This is a genomic window from Pseudomonas sp. FH4 (assembly GCF_000510915.2).
Taxonomy (GTDB): domain Bacteria; phylum Pseudomonadota; class Gammaproteobacteria; order Pseudomonadales; family Pseudomonadaceae; genus Aquipseudomonas; species Aquipseudomonas brenneri.
In genome coordinates this window covers 122,341-143,982 of sequence record NZ_AOHN01000021.1, presented here as the reverse complement: position 1 = coordinate 143,982, position 21,642 = coordinate 122,341, and the positions used below count along the sequence as shown (strand labels likewise).

At 61.3% G+C, this 21,642-nt stretch carries 16 protein-coding genes; 11 read left to right on the top strand and 5 right to left on the bottom strand.

Features of this window, described 5'->3' with window-relative positions:
• Nucleotides 1-91: 91 nt before the first annotated feature.
• Together H097_RS17255 and H097_RS17250 are read left to right on the top strand one after the other, a co-directional pair.
• Nucleotides 92-2,482 carry a TonB-dependent siderophore receptor gene (locus H097_RS17255; protein ID WP_032861275.1) on the top strand — a complete coding sequence of 797 codons (2,391 nt, stop codon included), beginning with the start codon at nt 92-94 and terminating at the stop codon, nt 2,480-2,482.
• Nucleotides 2,483-2,599: 117 nt separating this feature from the next.
• Nucleotides 2,600-2,815: a TOBE domain-containing protein gene (locus H097_RS17250; protein WP_003173733.1), complete on the top strand. Its 216-nt coding sequence runs from the start codon at nt 2,600-2,602 to the stop codon at nt 2,813-2,815.
• A gap of 125 nt (nt 2,816-2,940) precedes the next feature.
• Here H097_RS17250 and H097_RS17245 read toward each other — a convergent pair whose 3' ends face one another.
• Genes H097_RS17245 through H097_RS17235 form a run of 3 tightly spaced genes read right to left on the bottom strand, consistent with a single transcriptional unit; the run spans nt 2,941 to nt 5,754 of the window.
• Nucleotides 2,941-4,089, bottom strand: coding sequence for a PatB family C-S lyase (locus H097_RS17245; RefSeq protein ID WP_032861273.1), 1,149 nt, complete (start codon nt 4,087-4,089; stop codon nt 2,941-2,943).
• 49 nt (nt 4,090-4,138) lie between these two features.
• On the bottom strand, nt 4,139-4,819 hold the full coding sequence (locus tag H097_RS17240) for a Crp/Fnr family transcriptional regulator (RefSeq protein WP_032861271.1): 681 nt from the start codon (nt 4,817-4,819) through the stop codon (nt 4,139-4,141).
• A gap of 47 nt (nt 4,820-4,866) precedes the next feature.
• Entirely contained in the window at nt 4,867-5,754 is an 888-nt protein-coding gene (locus H097_RS17235; protein ID WP_032861270.1) for a LysR substrate-binding domain-containing protein, read from the bottom strand.
• Nucleotides 5,755-5,867: 113 nt separating this feature from the next.
• Here H097_RS17235 and H097_RS17230 point away from each other — a divergent pair, with 113 nt between their 5' ends.
• On the top strand, nt 5,868-6,728 hold the full coding sequence (locus H097_RS17230) for a DMT family transporter (protein ID WP_050593390.1): 861 nt from the start codon (nt 5,868-5,870) through the stop codon (nt 6,726-6,728).
• Between the two features lie 738 nt (nt 6,729-7,466).
• On the opposite strand, the gene narL is transcribed toward H097_RS17230, so the two are convergent.
• Both narL and H097_RS17220 read right to left on the bottom strand, forming a co-directional pair.
• The gene (gene narL, locus H097_RS17225; protein ID WP_032861267.1) at nt 7,467-8,114 is read right to left on the bottom strand and encodes a two-component system response regulator NarL; all 648 of its coding nucleotides are present in this window, start codon (nt 8,112-8,114) and stop codon (nt 7,467-7,469) included.
• Nucleotides 8,111-9,916: a HAMP domain-containing protein gene (locus H097_RS17220; protein WP_032861266.1), complete on the bottom strand. Its 1,806-nt coding sequence runs from the start codon at nt 9,914-9,916 to the stop codon at nt 8,111-8,113. Before H097_RS17220 ends, narL begins: the two co-directional genes overlap by 4 nt.
• Nucleotides 9,917-10,226: 310 nt before the next feature.
• On the opposite strand from H097_RS17220, the gene H097_RS17215 reads away from it, so the two are divergent.
• From H097_RS17215 to moaA, 8 genes are all read left to right on the top strand, one after another.
• Nucleotides 10,227-11,492 (top strand): nitrate/nitrite transporter, encoded by a 1,266-nt coding sequence (locus H097_RS17215; RefSeq protein ID WP_082445629.1) that lies wholly within the window; start codon nt 10,227-10,229, stop codon nt 11,490-11,492.
• On the top strand, nt 11,489-12,886 hold the full coding sequence (locus H097_RS17210; protein WP_032861261.1) for a NarK family nitrate/nitrite MFS transporter: 1,398 nt from the start codon (nt 11,489-11,491) through the stop codon (nt 12,884-12,886). The genes H097_RS17215 and H097_RS17210 overlap by 4 nt, the downstream gene beginning before the upstream one ends.
• Before the next feature lie 69 nt (nt 12,887-12,955).
• The gene (locus tag H097_RS17205) at nt 12,956-16,729 is read left to right on the top strand and encodes a nitrate reductase subunit alpha (RefSeq protein WP_032861259.1); all 3,774 of its coding nucleotides are present in this window, start codon (nt 12,956-12,958) and stop codon (nt 16,727-16,729) included.
• 1 nt (nt 16,730) lies between these two features.
• On the top strand, nt 16,731-18,269 hold the full coding sequence (gene narH / locus H097_RS17200) for a nitrate reductase subunit beta (protein ID WP_032861258.1): 1,539 nt from the start codon (nt 16,731-16,733) through the stop codon (nt 18,267-18,269).
• Nucleotides 18,270-18,272: 3 nt separating this feature from the next.
• Complete coding sequence (narJ, locus tag H097_RS17195; protein ID WP_032861255.1) at nt 18,273-19,028, top strand: nitrate reductase molybdenum cofactor assembly chaperone; 756 nt, start codon at nt 18,273-18,275, stop codon at nt 19,026-19,028.
• A complete protein-coding gene (narI, locus tag H097_RS17190; protein ID WP_032861252.1) occupies nt 19,021-19,698 on the top strand; it encodes a respiratory nitrate reductase subunit gamma in 678 nt (225 codons plus the stop codon). Before narJ ends, narI begins: the two co-directional genes overlap by 8 nt.
• Nucleotides 19,699-19,708: 10 nt before the next feature.
• Nucleotides 19,709-20,620: a peptidylprolyl isomerase gene (locus tag H097_RS17185; RefSeq protein WP_032861251.1), complete on the top strand. Its 912-nt coding sequence runs from the start codon at nt 19,709-19,711 to the stop codon at nt 20,618-20,620.
• Nucleotide 20,621: 1 nt separating this feature from the next.
• Nucleotides 20,622-21,608 (top strand): GTP 3',8-cyclase MoaA, encoded by a 987-nt coding sequence (gene moaA / locus H097_RS17180; protein ID WP_032861250.1) that lies wholly within the window; start codon nt 20,622-20,624, stop codon nt 21,606-21,608.
• Nucleotides 21,609-21,642: the final 34 nt, after the last annotated feature.

The window sequence follows — 21,642 nt, the reverse complement described above, 5'->3', positions numbered from 1 at the left end:
TCGCTCCTACAAACATCAGCATTTTTTCTCTGTCCCTTTTTTCGGCTCGCCTGTCATCCAAGGCAAGTGAACGAAAACAGAGAGCCTTTTAATGCCCGTCGTCCCGCCATCGTTACTGCGCCTGAGTCTGGTGCTGAGCCTGAGTGCCAGCCCGTTGTTTATTCCTGTGAGCTGGGCCGAGGACGCCGCCCGGCGCAGTTATCAGGTGCCTGCCGGCAGCCTGGGCAGTGCCTTGACGCGCTTTGCCGGGCTGGCCGGGGTCAACCTGTCGGTAGACCCGGCCCTGGTTGGCGGCCAACAAAGCGCCGGGATTTCCGGCGAGTTTGCCGTCGAAGAAGGCTTCGCGCGCCTGCTGCAAGGCTCGGGCCTGCAATTGCTGGCGGTGGGGGAAGGCGCCTATACCCTGATCCCCGCGCCACAGGGCGGTGCCTACCAGTTGCCGGCCACCTCGATCCTGGGGGCTGCGGCCCTACCTGTCGCCGACACTTACGCCGGTGAGCAGGTCACGCGCAAAGGCGCCCAGGGCCTGTTGGGCGATAACGACTTTATGGACACGCCCTTCAACCTCACGTCCTACACGGCCAAGGCGGTGAAAAACCTCCAGGCCCGGACCCTTGGCGAAATGGTCGCCAGTGACCCCTCGGTGCGCATCACCAACCCTTCCGGCGGGCGTTTCGAGCAGTTTTCGGTGCGCGGCTTCAGCCTGTTCAATAGCGACGTGTCCTACGGCGGCCTGTATGGCGTGTTGCCGACCTACGCCATCGACATGGAAATGGTCGAGCGCGTCGATATCCTCAAGGGCCCCGGCGCCTTGCTTGGCGGTATTGCACCTAGGGGCAGTGTTGGCGGCGGGATCAATATCGAGCCCAAGCGCGCTGCGCAGATACCGCTCACCGAGTTCACCGGTAGCTACGCCTCGGCCGGGCAGTTTGGTGGTGCGGTGGATATCGGTCGGCGCTTTGGCGACGAGCAGCAGTTTGGCGTGCGCTTCAATGGGGTGAAGCAGTCCGGCGATACCGAGTGGGATCACCAGGAGGTTGACCGGGAAATGACGGTGATCGGGCTCGACTATCGCAAGGAGCGGGTGCGCCTGTCCCTTGACCTTGGTCGCCAGGAACGCACCGCCGATGCTCCCCAGGAGCGCGTGGAAGTCGCCAGGGGCAGCGTGATGCCCAAGGCCCGGGATATCCGCGACAATTTCGCCCAGTCCTGGACTTACTCCCATACCAAGGACACCTTTGGTGCCGTACGCGGTGAGTTTGATATCAGCGATTCGTTGATGGTCTACGCCGCTGCCGGTGCACGCAAAGGCAACTATGACTTCCTGCGTCATGGTGTGCAGGCGACCCAGAGCAATGGCGACTTCACCGTGGTGCCGCGCAGTTTTCGCCGTGACGAAGACGTGAAGACCGTCACCGTCGGCGCTCGCAGCTGGTTCGATACCGGCCCGGTGGGGCACACCCTCAACGTCAGCCTCAATCAGTTCAATATGGATTTCGACAACGCCGGCGAGCGCTACACACCGGGCAAGAGCAACCTCTACAACCCGGTGGTCTTGCCCCGTCCAGGCAAGGCCGTGCGCTGGGATACCAGCACCCACACCGAGAACCGCTTCACCAGCCTGGCGCTGGCTGACACCCTCAGCTTTTTCGATGAACGCGTGCTGTTGACCTTGGGCGCACGTCTGCAAAAGGTCCAGGTGACGTCATGGAGCAATGGTGTAAAAGACCAGCCTGAGTACGACGAGCAAGCCACATCGCCGGCCCTCGGCCTGGTGGTCAAGGTGACTGATCAGTTGTCCCTGTACACCAACTACATGGAAGGTCTGAGCCAGGGCGAAACCGCGCCTTCCAGCGGGGTGCGCAACGAAAACGCGATCTTCCCGCCGACCAAGAGCAAGCAGGTGGAAGTGGGTGCCAAATACGACATGGGCAGCTTTGGCATGACTGCCAGCCTGTTCCGGATCAAGCAGCCGTCCTACGGTATCGACACCCAGGGCTTCTTCAAACCCAATGGTGAGTTGCGTAACCAGGGTGTGGAATTGAACGTGTTTGGCGAGCCTGTATCGGGCGTACGCCTGCTTGGCGGGGTGATGCTGCTCGACAGCGAGCAGACCAAGACTGCCCAGGGGCTCACGGACGGCAAGCGCGGTACTGGCGCGCCGATTGCCAACGTCAATCTGGGCGCCGAATGGGATATACCACGCCTGCAAGGCCTGACCCTGACCGCCCGCGCGATCCATACCGGTGCGCAGTACCTGGATGCCGCCAACCAACAGAAGATCGACAATTGGGAACGCTATGACCTGGGCGCGCGCTACACCTTCAAGGTCAAGGACAATCCCGTAACCCTGCGGGCCACCGTGGAGAACGTGTTGGACACCACGTATTGGGCATCGGCTGCGACCTCCAGCGACAGCGCGCCAGGCTTGACCCTGTCTACGCCGCGTACGTGGCTGGTATCGGCAACAGTTGGATTTTGATATGCAATTAAGGAATAAATAAATAGTTATTTATTCCTTTTGTTGTCTGTGTGAATGGCGCATTTTGAGGGCCTGCGCATTCGTGCGGATTGACCCAACAGTGAAAGGAAAACCGACATGACCATCAAAGCGATCAACGTGCGCAACCAGTTCAAGGGCGTGATCAAGGAGATCCTGCTGGGCGAAGTGGTGTCTGAGATCGACGTACAAACCGCCTCCGGAATTGTCACCTCGGTGATCACCACCCGCTCGGTGCGCGACCTGGAATTGAAGGTGGGCAGCGAAGTGATTGCCTTCGTCAAATCCACCGAAGTGTCCATCGCCAAGCTCTGATACCAATCCTGCACACCTTTGTAGGAGCCGGCTTGCCGGCGAAAAACCTGAGAACGCTGCGGGGTATCAGATAATCCGCGTCATCGTTGACGATTTTCGCTGGCAAGCCAGCTCCTGCAGAGTGTTCAGCGGTTATTCAGGCTGCGCTCCAGGCGTGAAATACCTTCTTCCAGCAATGCCCGCGGGCAGCCGAAGTTCAAGCGTACGAACTGTTGGCTGTCATCGCCAAACTCAATACCGGCACTCAAGCCGACCTTGGCCTGCTCCAGGAAGAACCGCTGCGGATCATCCAGGCCCAGGGCGTTGCAATCGAGCCATGCCAGGTAGGTGCCTTGAGGGGCATGCATGACCATGCCGGGCAGGCGTTTTTGCACCGCGTCCAGCAGGTAGTCGCGGTTGCCTTGCAGGTACGTGACCAACGCTTCCAACCATTCACCACATTGGCTATACGCCGCCCAGGTGGCTTCCAGGCCCAACGGGCTGACGCTGTCGACCATGCCGCAGCGGGCCTTGTTGAAGCGCTCGCGGATGAGCGGGTCCTGGACAATTGCAAAGCAGGTCTTCAGGCCGGCGACGTTGTAGGCCTTGCTGGCGGACATCAGGGTAATGGTGCGCCGGGCGATTTCTGCACTCAGCGAGGCGGTGGGGATATGCCGGCGCCCGTCAAAGCACAGCTCGGCATGGATTTCATCGGAGATGATCAGCGCACCCGTATCCAGGCACGCGTTGGCCACGGCCAACAACTCTTCGCGGGCGAATACCTTGCCCAGCGGGTTGTGGGGGTTGCTCAACAGCAGTGCGCCGGCGCCCTGCAAGGCCTGGCGCAAAGCGGGCAGGGGGGTGAGGTATTCGCCGTGGTCGCTCAGTTCAAACGGCACTTCGATCTTTGGCAGGTTCCAGTTGCCCGCCGCATGGCGCAGCGGTGCGTAGTTGGGGGTCTGTAAGACCACCGGTTGGCCCGGTTGTACAAAGGCGTGCAAGGCCATGTTGAAACCCGGCTCGACGCCCGGCAGGAACAGCAATTCATCGGGCTGCACGCGCCAGGCGTACTTGTCCCACAGGTCGCGGATGATCGCCTCGCGCACTTGCGGGCGGGCGACGCTGTAGCCAAGCATTTGCTGGTCCAGGCGCGCGTGCAGGGCCTTGAGGATCGCCGGCGGGGCGGCGATATCCATGTCGGCAATCCACATCGGCAAGACGTCTTCGGGGTAGCGGCTCCACTTGGTACTGCCGGTGCCGAGTCGAGGGTGGATCGTGTCGAAATCAAAGCTCATGGGGGCGCTCGTGTCAGGAAGGCGGGCGAGGAATGGCGTCGATTCTAAGTCAGCCGGCCTGATAGGTCATCAATTGCTCCTCGCACAGGATCCGGATCGTACGCCGTTGCACCTCGATCAAGCCAGCGTCCACCAACCGGTGCAGGATCCGCGAAAACGTCTCCGGCTGAATCCCCAGTTTTGACGCCACCAGACGCTTGGGTACCTGCAGCACCACGTCGCCGCTGACGGCATCGCGCTCCTGGATCAGAAAGTTGATGACCCGGCGGCTGGCATTGGCCAGGGTCAGGGTGTCGATGTCCTTGAGGCGTTGATGCAAGTGCAGGCTCATGGTGCCGAGGATCGCCAGGCAGATCTGCGGCTGGTCCTCCAGGGCCTTGCGGTAGTGATGCCCCTCGATGCTCACCAGCACGCTGTCCTTGAGCGCCGTGGCACTCACCGGATACGCCTTGGCCTGGCTGAACAGCAGGACTTCGGCAAAGGTCTGGCCGGGGCGGATGACTTCCACCAGGTGCTCCTGGCCTTCGCCGGTGACCCGGTGCAACTTGACCTGGCCACTGACCAGCAGGAAAAACCGATCGGCAGGATCGCCCTGATGCATCAAGGTCGCGTGCCCGGGCAGGCGCTTGAGATTGGCCAGGGTGCAGACATCCTGGAAAATCTTCTCCGGCAACGGGCTGAACAGATGATGTCGGCGCAGGGTTAAAACGATGGATGGATGGGTCAGCATGGCGTACCTCCGCTCCCGTCCATGGTAGAGCGTGAGGCCGGTGGGGCCTATGCCTCGTTGGAGGTAACCCCGTGGAGGCAGTGGCCCTGCAGCAGTGCCGAAAATGCGTCCCGCGCCGGATGGCAGCCTGCGTTGGCATGCCAGTAAAACAGGTTGTCGATGCGCGTCAGTTCCGCGAACTCGTGGCCTTGCCAGTTGGCGCCCTGACGATATTGCTCGTAGATCCCACGCGGGACCAGCGCGGCGCCGTTGCCGGCGCTGACGCAGCCGATAATCGTGCCGTAGCTGGCGATGCTGATGATTGACGCGGCCTGGTCGTGACGTGACAACCATTGCTCCAGGGCCAGGCGATATGGGCAGCCTGTCGGCCACATAAACAGGGTCAGGCCCTGCAGGTCCGTCACGCTGCGCACCGGCCCCAGGGACTTGGGGGCGATCAGCACCAGGTCTTCGCTATACAGCAGCGTGCTTTCCAGCCCGGGGCGCTGCACATCCACGGCGACAATCGCTGCGTCCAGCCGATGGTACTGGATATCATCGAGCAACTGCGACCAGGTGCCGGTGCTCAACTCCAACGCTACCTGGGGATACAGCGCGTGATAGCGCGCCAGCAACTGCGGCAAGCGCCCGGTTGCACTCGACTCGATAGCACCGATACGCAAACGCCCATGGGGCGCGCCACCGGGTGCGACGGCACGCCGGGAGGCTTCGGTCAGGTCGAGAATTTTCGTCGCGTATTCGATAAACACTTCGCCGGCGGGGCTGACCCTCAGGCCCCGGCCTTCTCGAACAAACAATGCGATACCGAGTTCTTGCTCCAGGGACTTGAGCCTTGCTGTGATATTGGACGGTACGCAATGCAACTGTTCGGCAGCACGGGCAATGCTGCCCAACTCGTAGACCGTCTTGAACATGCGCAGTTGGGACAGTTCCATGATTCACCTGGAGTGAAGGGTGGGCTCAGTTTAAGTCACTTTTTTCAGGGCTTGGGTTTTCTCATACTTTTGCCAGGCAGTGCCTGTGTGCTGCCACGTTCTTGAGAACCCTCATGTCCCGCGCAAAAGTTGTCCTGGCAACCGGTTTCGTCATCCTCTGCTGGGCGTATTCGCCTGTCGGCATCCATATCGCCTTGCAGGCTTATGCTCCCGATAACCTGGCATTACTGCGGTTTGTGATTGCTTCGATTTTTATGGCCGGGGTGGCTGGGTTCAAGGGTGTTTCACGGCCTCGGGTCCGGGATTTCCCTATGTTTACCGTGCTGGGGCTGTTTGCGGTGACACTGCACCACATCGCCCTCAACTACGGCCAGCGCGGTGTGAGTGCCGGGGCGGCGAGTGTGCTGGCGCAATCTACGCCTTTGTTCAGCGCGTTGCTTGCCAGCACGGTGTTCAGGGAGCGGATCAGCACCTGGCAATGGGGCTGTGTGCTCGGTGGCCTGCTCGGTGCGGGGGTAGTAGCGGTTGGGGATCGCGGTTTTGGCGAGCTGGATGGGCACGGCTTGTTGATCCTGCTGGCAGCGGCATCCTGGAGCCTGTATTTCGCCCTGCAAAAGCGATATGCCCAGCGTTATGACGGGCTGACGATGGTGTGCTTCACCCTATGGTCAGGTACGGCGTTGCTGCTGGTGTATCTGCCCGGATTACCGGAGGAATTGGCCCAGGCTCCGGTGTCGGTGAACCTGGCAGTACTGGTGCTGGGCATCTTTCCCAGTGCGCTGGCATACCTGGCCTGGGCGTATGTGCTGACACACAGTACAGTCAGTCGGGCAGCGATTTCGCTTTATCTCATACCGCCGGTTGCAATGGTCTTGGCCTGGGTTTTATTGGCGCAGCGGCCTTCGGTGATGGTGATCGTGGGGACGGTTATTGTTTTGGCGAGTGTGGGGGCGTTGACGGTGAAAGTGCGGTAATTGGGATTACGGCCAGCGTGGTTTAACGGGGCGCCCAAGATCAAAAGCAGAGCAACAGCAACGCCAGAGCGCGCAGCTGCATTCCCCTGTAGGAGCTGGCTTGAACTGCGATCACGCCAGTAAGAACACCTCGGGGTGTCAGATACCCAACGTCATCGTTAACGACCATCGCAGGCAAGCCAGCTCCTACAGGGGATCTTTGCCGGGCACAAATTTGCGTCACACCGACAATCAAATGTGGGAGCTGGCTTGCCTGCGATAGCCGGAGACCAGCCACCCAAGACAATGACTGAACCACCGCTTTCGCAGGCAAGCCAGCTCTCACAGGGGTACGCGCACGCTTCGACGATCAGGTCGGCTATCAGGCCGCCTCGCTTTGCTTGTGATTTTGATCTTAGGCGCCCCGTTAAACCACGCTGGCCGTCATCCGATATTGATTTGGGGGGTAAACCGGCAGGACGCCGGTTTAGCCGCGCTGGGCCATGGATGGCCCATCGCGGCGGCCCCCCAAATCAATGTCGGATGACGGGCACACCGAGCCTAGGCGAGGTGCCGAGTGGTGGGGCAAGAGCGTTTTGCTTACTTTTGCGCTCTTCAAAAGTGAGCCGCCGTAAGGGCGGAACCCATAGCCGCCATGACCGCAGCAACGGATATGTACACATACCAAGAAGTTTGTGTAGATACCCATGGCCATCGCAGGCAAGCCAAACTCCCACAGGCAATACACACAATCAAACCCTACCCAGCCTGGCGCAAATGCTCCATCGCCCAGACCGCCGCTTCCACCCGCGAGCGCAAGCCCAGCTTGTGCAGCAGGTTCTTCACATGCACCTTCACCGTGCCCTCGGTAATCCCCAGCTTGTGCCCGATCACTTTGTTGCTGTAGCCACCCGCAATGGTCTTCAACACCTGTCGCTCGCGCTCGGTCAATTCCACCGCCGCATGGGGCTGGGGCGAGCGCAGTGCCTGGGCCAGTACGCGCGTCAGGCCGGGGCTGATCACCAGCGCACCGTGCAGTGCATCGCGGATGTACTGGATCAACAACTCAGGCTCCATGTCCTTGAGCAGATAACCATTGGCATCCAGGCGCAGGGCATCGCGGATGTCGTCTTCGGCATCGGACACGGTAAACAGTAATACCTTGCCGGCGTATTGCATCGCTCGCAGGCGGCGCAGGGTTTCCAGGCCGTTCATCTGCGGCATGTTGTTGTCCAGCAGCACCAGGTCCGGTTGCAGCGATTCGATCAAGCCTAGCGCTTCCTCACCATTGCCCGCTTCGCCCACGACGTGCAGGTCGTCTTCCAGTTCAAGCATCTGGCGCATGCCGTGGCGCATCATCGGGTGATCGTCGACGAGCAGGATGCCGTGGCGCAGTGAGGTGTTCATGACAAGCTACCTTCTGGTAAAGAGTGCCCGAGGAATTCCGGGCGAAACAGCAAGTGCACCCGCGTGCCCTGGGGCTCGCGGGAAGAGATTTCGAGCTGGCCGTGCAGGCTGCGGGCGCGTTCGTCCATGATCGTCAGGCCGTGGTGTTCGCGTTGGTCCACCGGCTCGCTGAAGCCGCGGCCGTCATCTTCAATGCTCAGGCTCACGGTTTCGCCGTGTTGGCGCAGTTGCAGCCAGGCATTCTGCGCATGGGCGTGGCGCAGGCAGTTGGACAGCGCTTCACGGGTGACTTGCAGCAGGTGGATCTGCTCACTGGCCGACAGCTGGAAGGCCAGCGCATCCACATGTAAATGCACCTGGAACTCGCCACGCCGGGAGAACTCCTCGGCCGTGTCCTTGAGTTCCTGTACCAGCCCTGCGTCGTGGATTTGCAGGCGGAACGTGGTGAGCAACTCGCGCAATTGCCGGTAGGCGTTGTTCAAGCCTTCGCGCAGTTCGCCGGTGACGGTTTCCAGGGTGGCCTTGGGCTCGTCGCGGCGCAGCAGGGTCTGCATGCGGCTGACTTGCAGCTTCATATAGGACAAGGCCTGGGCCAGGGAGTCATGCAGCTCGCGGGCGATGATGGTGCGTTCGTCCAGCAGCAGCAGGCGGTGGTCCTGCTCACGCTGGCGCTTGAGTGAAAGCGAGGTGCCGATCAGGTTGGCCAGGGCCTGGATCAACTGCTGTTCCCAGTCCTGGGGCGCATGGCCGTCGACAAAATGCGCCTTGAGTTCGCCCAGTTCCGCGCCCTGGTTACTGATGCTGAACACCTGTGGCGGGGCGACGTGATGGCGCTCGCAGGTCGCACAATCACCGATGGCGCAGACGTTACGGCTGTTTTCTCCATGCAGCGCGAGCATCTGTTGCGCCGGGGCGAGGAAGTGCCCTTGCAGGCACAGTGACAGGCGCAGGCCCGGCAGGCGGTTCTGGAAGCGGCGGATCAGCTCGTCAAGGCCTTCGGCATTGGCCAGGCGCGAGGCCAGGCTGCGGCTGCTCTCATAGAGCAATTCCAGGGCGGCGTTGGCCTGTTGCAGGTTGAGAGTCTTGTGCTGCACCTGGCTTTCCAGGGTGTGGTGGGACTGTTCGATGGTTTCGGCCAGGGTGTTGAAGCTCAGGGCCAGTTGCCCCAACTCGTCCTGGGAGCGGTGGTTGACCCGCGCCGTGTAGTCGCCATCGCGAAAGCGCCGGGTGGCGTCCACCAGTTCCTTCAGCGGCGTGACCACGCCGTACTGCAACTCATAGAGCCCAATCAACAGGATGATCAGCGTACTGAACAGCGCCAGGCCCTGGATCAACTGTTGCCAGCCTTGTTTGTGCTCGCTCTGTTGCTGCAACAGGCTGACGAACTGGTTGAGTTGCTCGACAAAGGCTGGCGCGCGTTCACGGAAGAAGGTGCCGTCGCCACGCTCGATGGCGGGGAGCAGGTCCTGGTTCCAGTGTTGCTGGATCTGCCGATAGCTCTGTTGCAGGGCGCTGTGCGGGCCGTCTTCGAGCACGGCTTTCAACGACTGGCTATCCAGGCGCCGTTGCAGGCTTTGGGTGATGGCCTGGATTTCATCAATCGGGGCATGGTCGGCGAGCTTCCAACTGAGGTGGTAGGTCTCCATGCGCACCGAGCCTGCGGTGTTGATGGCCGCGCCGTCGCCCTGGCTGAACCAGGCAATCAAACCGGCGCTCAGGGAGCTGGCCAGGGCCAGGATCGCAATCAGGATCACCGCGACACCGGCCCGCGCGGGCAGGGAGCTGCGCAGCCAGTTAAACATCACGGCGTAATCGAAGGGGTAAGGACAGCAGCATGGCGGCACCTGGCATAGGAAACAGTATTGAATTCTGCATTCCCTGGCGCACTACCTCTAAAGAGTTGCCGGCGCACCCTCCCACGGGAAAAAGCCGGCACAAGAGATCAATCCATTGATAAATAAAGACTTTCTCTTGTTATTTGACCTACCTCCTTAGAGGTAGACGGGCCAAGCATAGGCCAATACCCCCCAGGTGGACGTTGATCTGGGTCAAGTTCTGCGAGGACGTCGCCCCTAACCTGCGCTCATGGATTCATTTCTGGGAGCGCAAAACGTGACTCAACCCCGTGTAAGACAAGGCCTGGTGCTGGGCATGAGTACGCTGGCCTTCACCGTGTGCTTTATGGTCTGGATGATGTTCGCCGTGCTCGGCGTGCCGATCAAAGAGCTGCTGCAACTCAACGAAACCCAATTCGGCCTGCTGGCTGCCACCCCGGTGCTGACTGGCTCTCTGGTACGCCTGCCCCTGGGCCTGCTGACCGACCGCTTCGGCGGGCGCATCGTGTTCTTTGTGCTGATGCTCACCTGCGTGCTGCCGCTGTACCTGATCACCTACGCCACCGCCTTCTGGCAGTTCCTGGTGCTGGGGCTGTTTGTCGGCCTGGCCGGCGGCTCGTTTTCGGTGGGCATCGCCTATGTCGCCAAATGGTTCGACAAGGACAACCAGGGCTTTGCCATGGGCGTGTTCGGCGCCGGTAACGCGGGGGCGGCAGTCACCAAGTTCCTCGCGCCGGCCTTGATTGCCCTGGGCACCTGGCACTTGGTGCCCAAGGTGTTCAGCGCGATCCTGTTCATCACCGCGCTGCTGTTCTGGTTCCTGACCAGCGAAAACAAGGCCCACCGCAGCGCCGGCGGCGCCACCTTGCGCGAGCAGTTGCTGTGCCTCAAGGACCCGGCCGTGTGGCGCTACTGCCAGTACTACTCGATTGTCTTCGGTGGCTACGTGGCCCTGGCGTTGTGGGCGACCAAGTACTACGTGCAGGAATACGGCTTCAGCTTGCAAAGCGCCGCGCTGCTGGCCGCCTGCTTTTCCCTGCCGGGTGGGGTGCTGCGCGCCGTAGGCGGCTGGATGTCTGACCGCTGGGGCGCACAAAGCGTGACCTGGTGGGTGCTGTGGGTGAGCTGGATCTGCCTGTTCCTGCTCAGCTATCCGCAGACACAATTGCAGGTGCAGACCGTCAACGGCCCGTTGGATTTGCATATCGGCCTCAACGCCACCGTCTTCACCATCCTGCTGTTTGTGATGGGCATCGCCTTCGCCTTCGGCAAGGCCTCGGTGTTCAAGTACATCGCCAATGACTACCCACAAAACATGGGCGCGGTGTCCGGCATCGTCGGCCTGGCGGGCGGCCTGGGTGGCTTCGTGCTGCCGATCATGTTCGGCGCCCTGGTGGACCTCACCGGCGTGCGCTCCTCCTGCTTCATGTTGATGTACGGCGTGGTCTGGGTATCCCTGACCTGGATGTACTTCAGCGAAATCCGCAAGCAACCGCTGCTCGGTAAAGCGGCGGCCCAGCCTCTCCAAGGAGAATCCGCATGACTATCGCGCAAAAGCCCAACTCGGGCCCGGTGATCCACGACTGGCGCCCTGAAGACCCGGCGTTCTGGGGCGCCAGCGGCAAGCAGACCGCGACCCGTAACCTGTGGATCTCGATTCCGGCACTGCTGTTGGCCTTCGCTGTATGGATGGTGTGGAGCACGGTGATCGTGCGCCTGAATGCCATCGGCTTCAGCTTCACCACTGACCAACTGTTCTGGCTGGCGGCCTTGCCCGGTTTGTCCGGCGCCACCTTGCGCGTGTTCTATTCGTTCATGGTGCCAATCTTCGGTGGTCGTCGCTGGACCGCTCTGAGCACCGCGTCGCTGCTGATTCCATCACTGTGGATGGGGTTTGCGGTGCAAGACCCGAGTACCTCCTACAGCGTGTTTGTATTGATCGCGCTGCTCTGCGGTTTTGGTGGCGGCAACTTCGCCTCCAGCATGTCCAACATCAGCTTCTTCTACCCCAAGTCCCAACAAGGCACGGCCCTGGGCCTGAACGCCGGCCTGGGTAACCTGGGGGTGTCGGTGATGCAGTTCTGCGTGCCGCTGGTGATTACTTTCGGCGTGTTCGGCCTGCTCGGTGGCCAGCCGCAGACCCTGGAAGACGGTAGCCAGTTGTGGCTGCAGAACGCCGGCTTTATCTGGGTACCATTCATCATCACCGTGACCCTGTTCGCCTGGTTCGGCATGAACGACCTGTCCAGCGCCCGCGCTTCGTTCAGCGAGCAGGCGGTGATCTTCAAGCGCAAGCACAACTGGCTGATGTGCTGGCTATACCTGGCGACCTTCGGTTCCTTCATTGGCTTCTCGGCCGCCTTCCCGATGCTGATCAAGACCTCGTTCCCCGACGTCAACGCCCTGAAATTCGCCTTCCTCGGCCCATTGGTAGGCGCCCTGGTACGCCCATTGGGCGGCTGGCTGGCCGACAAACTGGGCGGTGCGCGGGTGACCCTGTGGAACTTCGTGCTGATGATCGTGATGGTGTTTGGCGTCTTGCACTTTCTGCCACTGAACGGCGAGGGCGGCAGCTTCTACGGCTTCCTCGGCATGTTCATGCTGCTGTTCATCACCACCGGTATTGGCAACGGCTCCACCTTCCGCATGATCCCGGTGATCTTCCGCACCCAGCATGAAAAAGCCAGCGCCGGCAAACCCGTCGCCGTGCGTGAGCAAGCCCTCAAGGATGCCAGCAAGGAATCAGCGGCAGTCCTGGGCTTCAGCTCGGCCATGGGCGCCTTCGGGGCGTTCTTCATTCCCAAGACCTTTGGCTCGTCCATGGCCTACACCGGCAGCCCGGCATTGGCCTTCTACATGTTTGTCGGCTTCTACCTGAGCTGCATCGTCGTGACGTGGTGGTGGTATGCGCGCAAAGGCGCCGAGACCCCCTGCTGAGTCGACCCCAATTCACACCTTGCGTGGGCGGGGCACAGAACCCCGCAGCAAGCCTCTGAGGAAAGCACCATGAGTCATTTACTGGATCAACTGCGGTTCTTCAATCGCAAGCAAGACGAGTTTTCTGACGGTCACGGCGAGACCCGCAAAGAGTCCCGCGACTGGGAAAACGTCTACCGTTCGCGCTGGCAGTACGACAAGATCGTGCGCTCCACCCACGGGGTGAACTGCACCGGCTCGTGCTCGTGGAAGATCTACGTGAAGAACGGCCTGATCACCTGGGAAACCCAGCAGACCGATTACCCGCGTACCCGCAACGACTTGCCTAACCACGAACCACGCGGCTGCCCCCGTGGCGCGAGTTACAGCTGGTACATCTACAGCGCCAACCGCTTGAAGTACCCGAAGATCCGCAAGCCACTGCTCAAGCTATGGCGCGAGGCGCGCCTGACCCTGTCGCCGGTCGAGGCCTGGGCGAGCATTGTCGAGGACAAGGTCAAGGCCGACTCCTATAAAAGCAAACGCGGCATGGGCGGCTTCATCCGTTCCAACTGGGATGAAGTCAACGAGATCATCGCCGCGTCCAACGTCTACACCATCAAGCAATATGGCCCGGACCGCATCGTCGGCTTCTCGCCGATCCCGGCCATGTCCATGGTCAGCTACGCCGCAGGTTCGCGTTACCTGTCGCTGATCGGCGGCGTGTGCCTGAGCTTCTACGACTGGTACTGCGACCTGCCGCCAGCCTCGCCGATGGTCTGGGGTGAGCAGACCGACGTGCCGGAATCGGCCGACTGGTACAACTCCAACTACATCATTGCCTGGGGCTCCAACGTCCCGCAGACCCGTACCCCGGACGCACACTTCTTCACCGAGGTGCGCTACAAGGGCACCAAGACCGTGGCCATCACTCCTGACTATTCGGAAGTGGCCAAGCTCACCGACCTGTGGCTCAACCCCAAGCAGGGCACCGACGCCGCGCTGGCCCAGGCGTTCAACCATGTGATCTTCAAGGAATTTCACCTGGATAAGCCGAGCGCGTATTTCACTGAATATGCCAAGCGCTACACCGACTTGCCGGTGCTGGTGATGCTCAAACCCATGACCGGCTTTGCTCCGGGCGCAGGCTTCCAGCCCGATCGCTTTTTGCGCGCGTCGGACCTGGTGGACAACCTCGGCCAGGACAACAACCCGGAATGGAAAACCATCGCCCTCGACGAGAGCGGCGAACTGGTCTCGCCACAAGGCGCCATCGGCTATCGCTGGGGTGAGAAGGGCAAGTGGAACATCCTCGCCAAAGAGGGCGGTGAAGGTCGCGAGATCGACCTGAAACTGAGCCTGATCGGCGATGACGTCGCCGAAGTGGCGTTCCCGTACTTTGCCGGTGAAGCCCACGACTATTTCCAGCACGTGGCTGGCGATGCCGTGCAGTTCCGTCGGGTGCCGGTCCACAGCGTGACCCTGGCCGACGGTACCGTAGCCAAAGTGGCAACGGTGTTCGACCTGTCTGCCGCCAACCTCGCCATCGACCGTGGCCTGGGCGGCAGCAACGTGGCCAAGGACTACAACGACGCCAGCGTGCCGGGTACGCCGGCCTGGCAGGAAGCAATCACCGGCGTCAGCCGTGAGAAGGCGATCCAGATCGCCCGTGAGTTTGCCGACAACGCCGACAAGACCCGTGGTCGCTCGATGATCATCGTCGGTGCGGCGATGAACCACTGGTACCACATGGACATGAACTACCGCGGGCTGATCAATATGCTCATGCTCTGCGGTTGCGTCGGCCAGACCGGTGGCGGTTGGGCGCACTACGTGGGCCAGGAAAAACTGCGTCCGCAGTGCGGTTGGTTGCCCCTGGCATTCGGCCTGGACTGGAACCGTCCGCCACGCCAGATGAACGGTACCAGCTTCTTCTACGGCCACAGCTCGCAATGGCGCCACGAGAAGATGAGCATGCACGACATCCTCTCGCCGCTGGCCGACAAGTCGCAATTCCCCGAGCACGCCTTGGACTACAACATCCGCGCCGAACGTGCCGGCTGGTTGCCCAGCGCGCCACAACTCAACACCAACCCGCTGCATATCTGCCGTGACGCCGCAGCCGCTGGCATGGACCCGAAAGACTACGTGGTCAAGTCCTGGCAGGACGGTACCTTGCGCTTTGCCTGCGAGCAGCCGGACAGCCCGGTGAACTTCCCGCGCAACATGTTCATCTGGCGCTCCAACTTGCTGGGTTCGTCGGGCAAGGGTCACGAGTACATGCTCAAGTACCTGCTGGGTACCAAGAACGGGGTGATGAACGAAGACATCGGCCACAGCAGCGAATGCAAGCCGACCGAGGCCGAATGGGTCGAAGACGGCGCCATCGGCAAGCTGGATCTGGTGACCACCCTGGACTTCCGGATGTCCTCCACCTGCGTCTATTCCGACATCGTGTTGCCGACCGCAACCTGGTACGAAAAAGACGACATGAACACCTCGGACATGCACCCGTTCATTCACCCGCTGTCGGCGGCGATCGATCCGGCGTGGGAATCGCGTTCGGACTGGGAAATCTACAAAGGCATTGCCAAGGCGTTCTCGGCCATGTCGGTCGGCCACTTGGGTGTGGAACAAGACCTGGTCACCGTACCGCTGATGCATGACAGCGTCGGCGAACTGGCCCAGCCGTTTGGCGGCACCGACTGGAAAAGCGCCGGTGTGGCGCCGGTACCGGGCAAGAACGCGCCGAACATGGCGGTGGTGGAACGGGACTACCCGAACATCTACAAGAAGTTCTCGTCCCTCGGCCCGTTGCTGGAAAAACTCGGCAACGGCGGCAAGGGCATCAACTGGAACACCGATGAAGAGGTCGAGTTCCTCGGTGAACTCAACCACCATGAAGGCGACGCGGGCATCAGCCATGGCCGGCCGAAAATCGACACGGCAATCGACGCTGCCGAGGTGATCCTGTCCCTGGCCCCGGAAACCAACGGCAAGGTCGCCCTGAAAGCCTGGGCCGCGTTGTCGGAGTTCACCGGTATCGACCACAGCCACCTGGCGATTTCCAAGGCCCACGAAGCAATCCGCTTCCGCGATATCCAGGCACAACCGCGCAAGATCATCTCCAGCCCTACCTGGTCGGGCCTCGAAGACGAGCATGTGAGCTACAACGCCGGCTACACCAACGTCCATGAAAACATCCCATGGCGCACCATCACCGGCCGCCAGCAGTTCTACCAGGATCACCCGTGGATGCAGGCCTTCGGCGAGCAATTGATGAGCTATCGGCCACCGGTCAACACCCGCACCATCGAAGGCGTGAAGGACAAACGCAGCAATGGCGAGACCGAAATCGTCCTGAACTGGATCACCCCGCACCAGAAGTGGGGGATCCACAGCACCTACAGCGACAACCTGCTGATGCTCACCCTGAGCCGTGGCGGCCCGATTGTGTGGCTCTCGGAAATCGACGCCAAGCGTGCCGGGATCGAGGACAACGACTGGATCGAGTGCTTCAACGTCAACGGCGCCCTGACCGCCCGTGCGGTGGTCAGCCAGCGGGTCAAGGAAGGCATGGTGATGATGTACCACGCCCAGGAACGCATCGTGAACGTGCCCGGCTCGGAGACCACCAAGACCCGTGGCGGCCACCACAACTCGGTGACCCGCGTGGTGCTCAAGCCGACACACATGATCGGCGGCTATGCCCAGCAGGCCTACGGTTTCAACTATTACGGCACGGTCGGCTGCAACCGCGATGAATTCGTGGTGGTGCGCAAGATGGTCAAGGTCGATTGGCTCGATGGTTCCAGCGGTGATGATCTGCCGCGTCCATTGCCGACCGATATCGAGGAGAACTGAGATGAAGATTCGCTCACAAATCGGCATGGTCCTGAACCTGGACAAATGCATCGGCTGCCACACCTGCTCCATCACCTGCAAAAACGTCTGGACCAGCCGTGAAGGCATGGAATACGCCTGGTTCAACAACGTTGAATCCAAGCCGGGCATTGGCTACCCCAAGGAGTGGGAGAACCAGGACAAGTGGAAGGGCGGCTGGGTCCGTAACGCCAACGGCTCGATCAACCCACGTATCGGCGGCAAGTTCCGCGTGTTGGCGAATATCTTCGCCAACCCCGACCTGCCGAGCCTGGACGACTACTACGAGCCGTTCGACTTCGATTACCAGCACCTGCACACCGCGCCTCTGGGCGAGCACCAACCCACTGCGCGCCCGCGCTCGGTGGTGTCGGGCAAACGCATGGAAAAGATCGAGTGGGGCCCCAACTGGGAAGAAATCCTTGGCACCGAATTTGCCAAGCGCCGCAAGGACAAGAACTTCGACCAGATCCAGGCCGACATTTATGGCGAGTACGAAAACACCTTCATGATGTACCTGCCGCGCCTGTGCGAGCACTGCCTGAACCCGGCGTGCGCGGCGTCGTGCCCCAGCGGCGCGATCTACAAGCGTGAAGAGGATGGCATCGTCCTGATCGACCAGGAAAAGTGCCGCGGCTGGCGCATGTGCATCAGCGGCTGCCCGTACAAGAAAATCTACTTCAACTGGAAAAGCGGCAAATCCGAGAAGTGCATCTTCTGCTACCCACGGATCGAAGCGGGCATGCCCACCGTCTGTGCGGAAACCTGCGTCGGGCGAATCCGCTACCTCGGCGTGCTGCTGTATGACGCCGACCGCATCAGCGAAGTGGCCAGCACTGCCAACGAGCATGACCTGTACGAGAAGCAGCTGGAAATTTTCCTCGACCCGAATGACCCGGCGGTGATTCGCCAGGCCCTGGCCGATGGTGTACCGCAGTCGGTGATCGACTCGGCCCAGCGTTCGCCGGTGTACAAAATGGCCGTGGACTGGAAGCTGGCATTGCCGCTGCACCCGGAATACCGCACCTTGCCGATGGTCTGGTACGTGCCGCCACTCTCGCCGATCCAGAACGCGGCGGCTGCGGGCACCGTGGGTATGAACGGGGTGATCCCGGATGTCGACAGCCTGCGGATTCCGTTGCGCTACCTGGCGAACATGCTGACTGCCGGTGACGAAAAACCGGTCAAGCGTGCGCTTAAACGTCTGTTGGCCATGCGCGCCTTCAAGCGCTCCCAGCAAGTGGATGGCGTCGAGGACCTGCAAGTGTTGGCCGACGTGGACCTGAGCGTGACCCAGGTCGAAGAGATGTACCGCTACCTGGCGATTGCCAACTACGAAGACCGTTTTGTGGTGCCCAGCGCCCACCGTGAAGACGCGATGAGCGATGCGTTTGCCGAGCGCTCAGGCTGTGGTTTCAGCTTCGGCAGCGGCTGCAGTGGCAGCTCCGACACCAATATGTTCGGGGCGAAGAAGGCCAACCGCCGTGACGTACTGAAAACCGTACAGATCTGGGAGGACTGAGCCATGCGTATTCTTAAAGTGATTTCGCTGTTACTGGACTATCCCACCGAGACCCTGGTGAGCGGCCGCGATGAATTGGAGCAGGCGATTATCGAATCGCGGGAAATCAGCCCCAAGCAACGCGGTGCATTGTTCGAGTTGCTGGAGCTGATCTGCAGCAATGACCTGATGGATGGCCAGGAGCACTACGGTGCGTTGTTTGGCCGGGGCCGTTCGCTGTCGTTGCTGTTGTTCGAACATGTACATGGCGAGTCGCGGGACCGTGGCCAGGCCATGGTCGACATGATGGCCCAATACCAGGAGGCGGGCTTCGCTATCGGCGTCAAGGAGCTGCCGGACTACATCCCGCTGTACCTGGAGTTCTTGTCCACCCGCGAAGACATCGAGGCCCGCGAGGGCCTGGCGGATGTGGCGCACCTGCTGGCCTTGCTGGCGGCGCGCCTGGACGAGCGCGAAAGCGCCTACGCCAGTTGCTTCCGTGCGCTGTTGCAGATCAGCGGCGCCGAGCCCCATCAGGCGATTGCCCAGTTGCGTGAGCAAGTGGCCGCCGAAGTGCGCGACGACTCCCTCGAAGCCCTGGACAAGGTCTGGGAAGAGGAGGCCGTGGACTTTATGCAGGCCGAGCAGCAGGACCGTTGCAGCGCCATGCCCAGTGCACCGGGCAAGGCCCGCGAAGAAAGTGCGGTGCCGTTGCACTGGGTGGATTTTCAGCACGAAGGGCTGGCCGCCGCGCCAGCCAAGGAGGTGGGTAATGTCTAAGTGGAATTTGCTGGTATTTGGCGTGTATCCGTATGTCGCCCTGGCGATCTGCCTGTTGGGCAGTTGGGCACGCTTTGACCTGTCGCAGTACACCTGGAAGGCCGGCTCCAGCCAGATGCTCAATAACCGTGGCATGCGCGTGGCGAGCAATTTCTTCCATATCGGTGTGCTGTTTGTGCTGGCCGGGCATTTTGTCGGGCTGCTCACGCCGGCATCGGTCTACCACCATGTGATCAGTACCGAAAACAAGCAATTGCTGGCGATGGTTTCCGGTGGTTTCTTCGGCCTGCTGTGTCTGGTGGGCCTGGTGATGCTGGTCAAGCGCCGCCTCACCGATCCACGGGTACGGGCCACATCAAGCCCGTCGGACATCCTGATCTTGCTGGTGTTGCTGGCGCAGTTGGTCCTGGGTTTGCTGACTATCGTTGCGTCGACCGGGCATATGGACGGTTCGGTGATGGTGATGCTCGCGGACTGGGCGCAGAACGTGGTGTTGCTGCGGCCGGTGGAAGCGGCGGCGGCGATTGCCCCGGTGAGCCTGATCTACAAGGCACACGTGGCGCTGGGCCTGACCCTGTTTGTACTGTTCCCGTTTACCCGTCTGGTGCATATGGTCAGCGCGCCGATCTGGTACCTGGGCCGTCGTTATCAAATCGTGCGGCAAAAGTGAGGAGAACGTCATGACTACAGGATGCGGATGTGGTGGCGGTGCTGGCGGTGGCGGTTGCAGTTCTTCGGCCAAGGCTGTGGACATGGTGGTGCCCGAGGTCGAGGTGGCGGTTGAGCCGCAACTGATCGCCAGCAGCGAGCAGGAATGGCCGGTTGTCAGCGTCAACGGGGTGGTGATCACCCCGGAAAATATGGCCCAGGAGTTGCAATATCACCCGGCAGAAAGCCGCGAGGAGGCGGTGTTCCTCGCCGCCCGTGCCTTGGTGATCCGCGAGCTGTTACAGCAGCGGATTCGCGAATTGGGTGTGCAGTTGGAAATCGGCGCCGGCGAGAACGAAGAAGAGGCGGCGACTCGCCTGTTGCTGGAGCGTGAAGTCAAGGTGCCGGAGTGTGACGAAGCCACCTGTGTACGCTACTTCGAAAGCAATCGAGGGCGCTTTCACAGCGCGCCGTTGCTGGCGGTACGGCACATTTTGCTGGAGTGTGCGCCGGACGATGCCGAGGCACGCCATCAGGCACTGTCCCAGGCCGAAGTGCTGTTACTGAGCCTGGAGGAGGCGCCCGGCGCCTTCGCTGAACTGGCGCTGAAGTACTCGGCGTGCCCGTCCAAGGCCCAGGGCGGCTCGCTCGGGCAAGTCAGCAAGGGCCAGACCGTGCCGGAGCTGGAGCGCCAGTTGTTTACCCTGGCGCCAGGCCTGGCCAGTAAACCTCTGGAAAGCCGCTACGGCTGGCATGTGATCTGCGTCGATCAACGTATCGAAGGCCAGCCGTTGCCGTACGAGGTGGTAGCCACGGCGATTCGCACTCAGTTGCAGCAAGGGGTGTGGCAGAAGGCACTGGTGCAATACCTGCAAACCCTGGTCGGCGCGGCCGATGTGCGCGGTATCGTGTTGCAGGGCGCCGACTCGCCGTTGGTGCAGTGATATGAGCCTGGTGGATGGAGTGGGCCGTTCCATTGACTACCTGCGGCTGTCGGTGACTGATCGTTGTGATTTTCGCTGTGTGTATTGCATGGCAAAAAACATGACCTTCCTGCCGCGCCAGCAAGTATTGACCTTGGAGGAGCTGCAACGGCTGGCGACGGTGTTCGTCAGCCAGGGCGTACGCAAGATTCGCCTGACGGGCGGTGAGCCGCTGATCCGCCCGGGCATTGTCGAGCTGTGCCGCCATATCGCCGCATTGCCCGGTCTGCGCGAGCTGGTGATGACCAGCAATGGTTCGCAACTGGGCCGGTTGGCGCGGCCTCTGGTAGAGGCCGGGGTCAAGCGCATGAACATCAGCCTGGACAGCCTCGACCCTGAACGTTTTCGCGCGATTACCCGCAACGGCGACCTGCGCCAGGTGCTGGACGGCATCGAGGCCGCACGGGATGCCAGGTTCGAGCGGGTCAAGCTCAACTGCGTGGTGATGAAGGGGCGCAACTTCGATGAAGTCCCGGCGCTGGTGCAGTACGCCATCGACCAGGGCATCGATATCAGCTTTATCGAAGAGATGCCCCTGGGGGATGTGGGGCGCTCGCGTGGTGAAACCTTCTGTTCCAGCGAGCAGGTGCGTGCATTGATTGCCGAGCACCACGCTTTACTCGACAGCACCGAAAACAGCGGCGGCCCGGCACGTTACGTACGCCTGGCCCGGCATCCGCAGACGCGCATCGGCTTTATCTCGCCCAATTCCCATAACTTCTGTGCCAGTTGCAACCGGGTACGGATGACGGTGGAGGGGCAGTTGCTGCTGTGCCTGGGGCAGGACAACGCGGTGGATTTCCGTGCGTTGGTGCGCCGCTATCCGTTGGATGACCGGCCGTTGGTGGAGGCGCTGCACAAGGCGTTGCGGGGTAAACCGTTACGCCATGACTTTACCGGGGAGGGCGAGGTGCAGGTGGTGCGGTTTATGAACATGAGTGGGGGGTGAGGAAGTGCCGGAGCCCTGTCGAACAGTAGTTCCC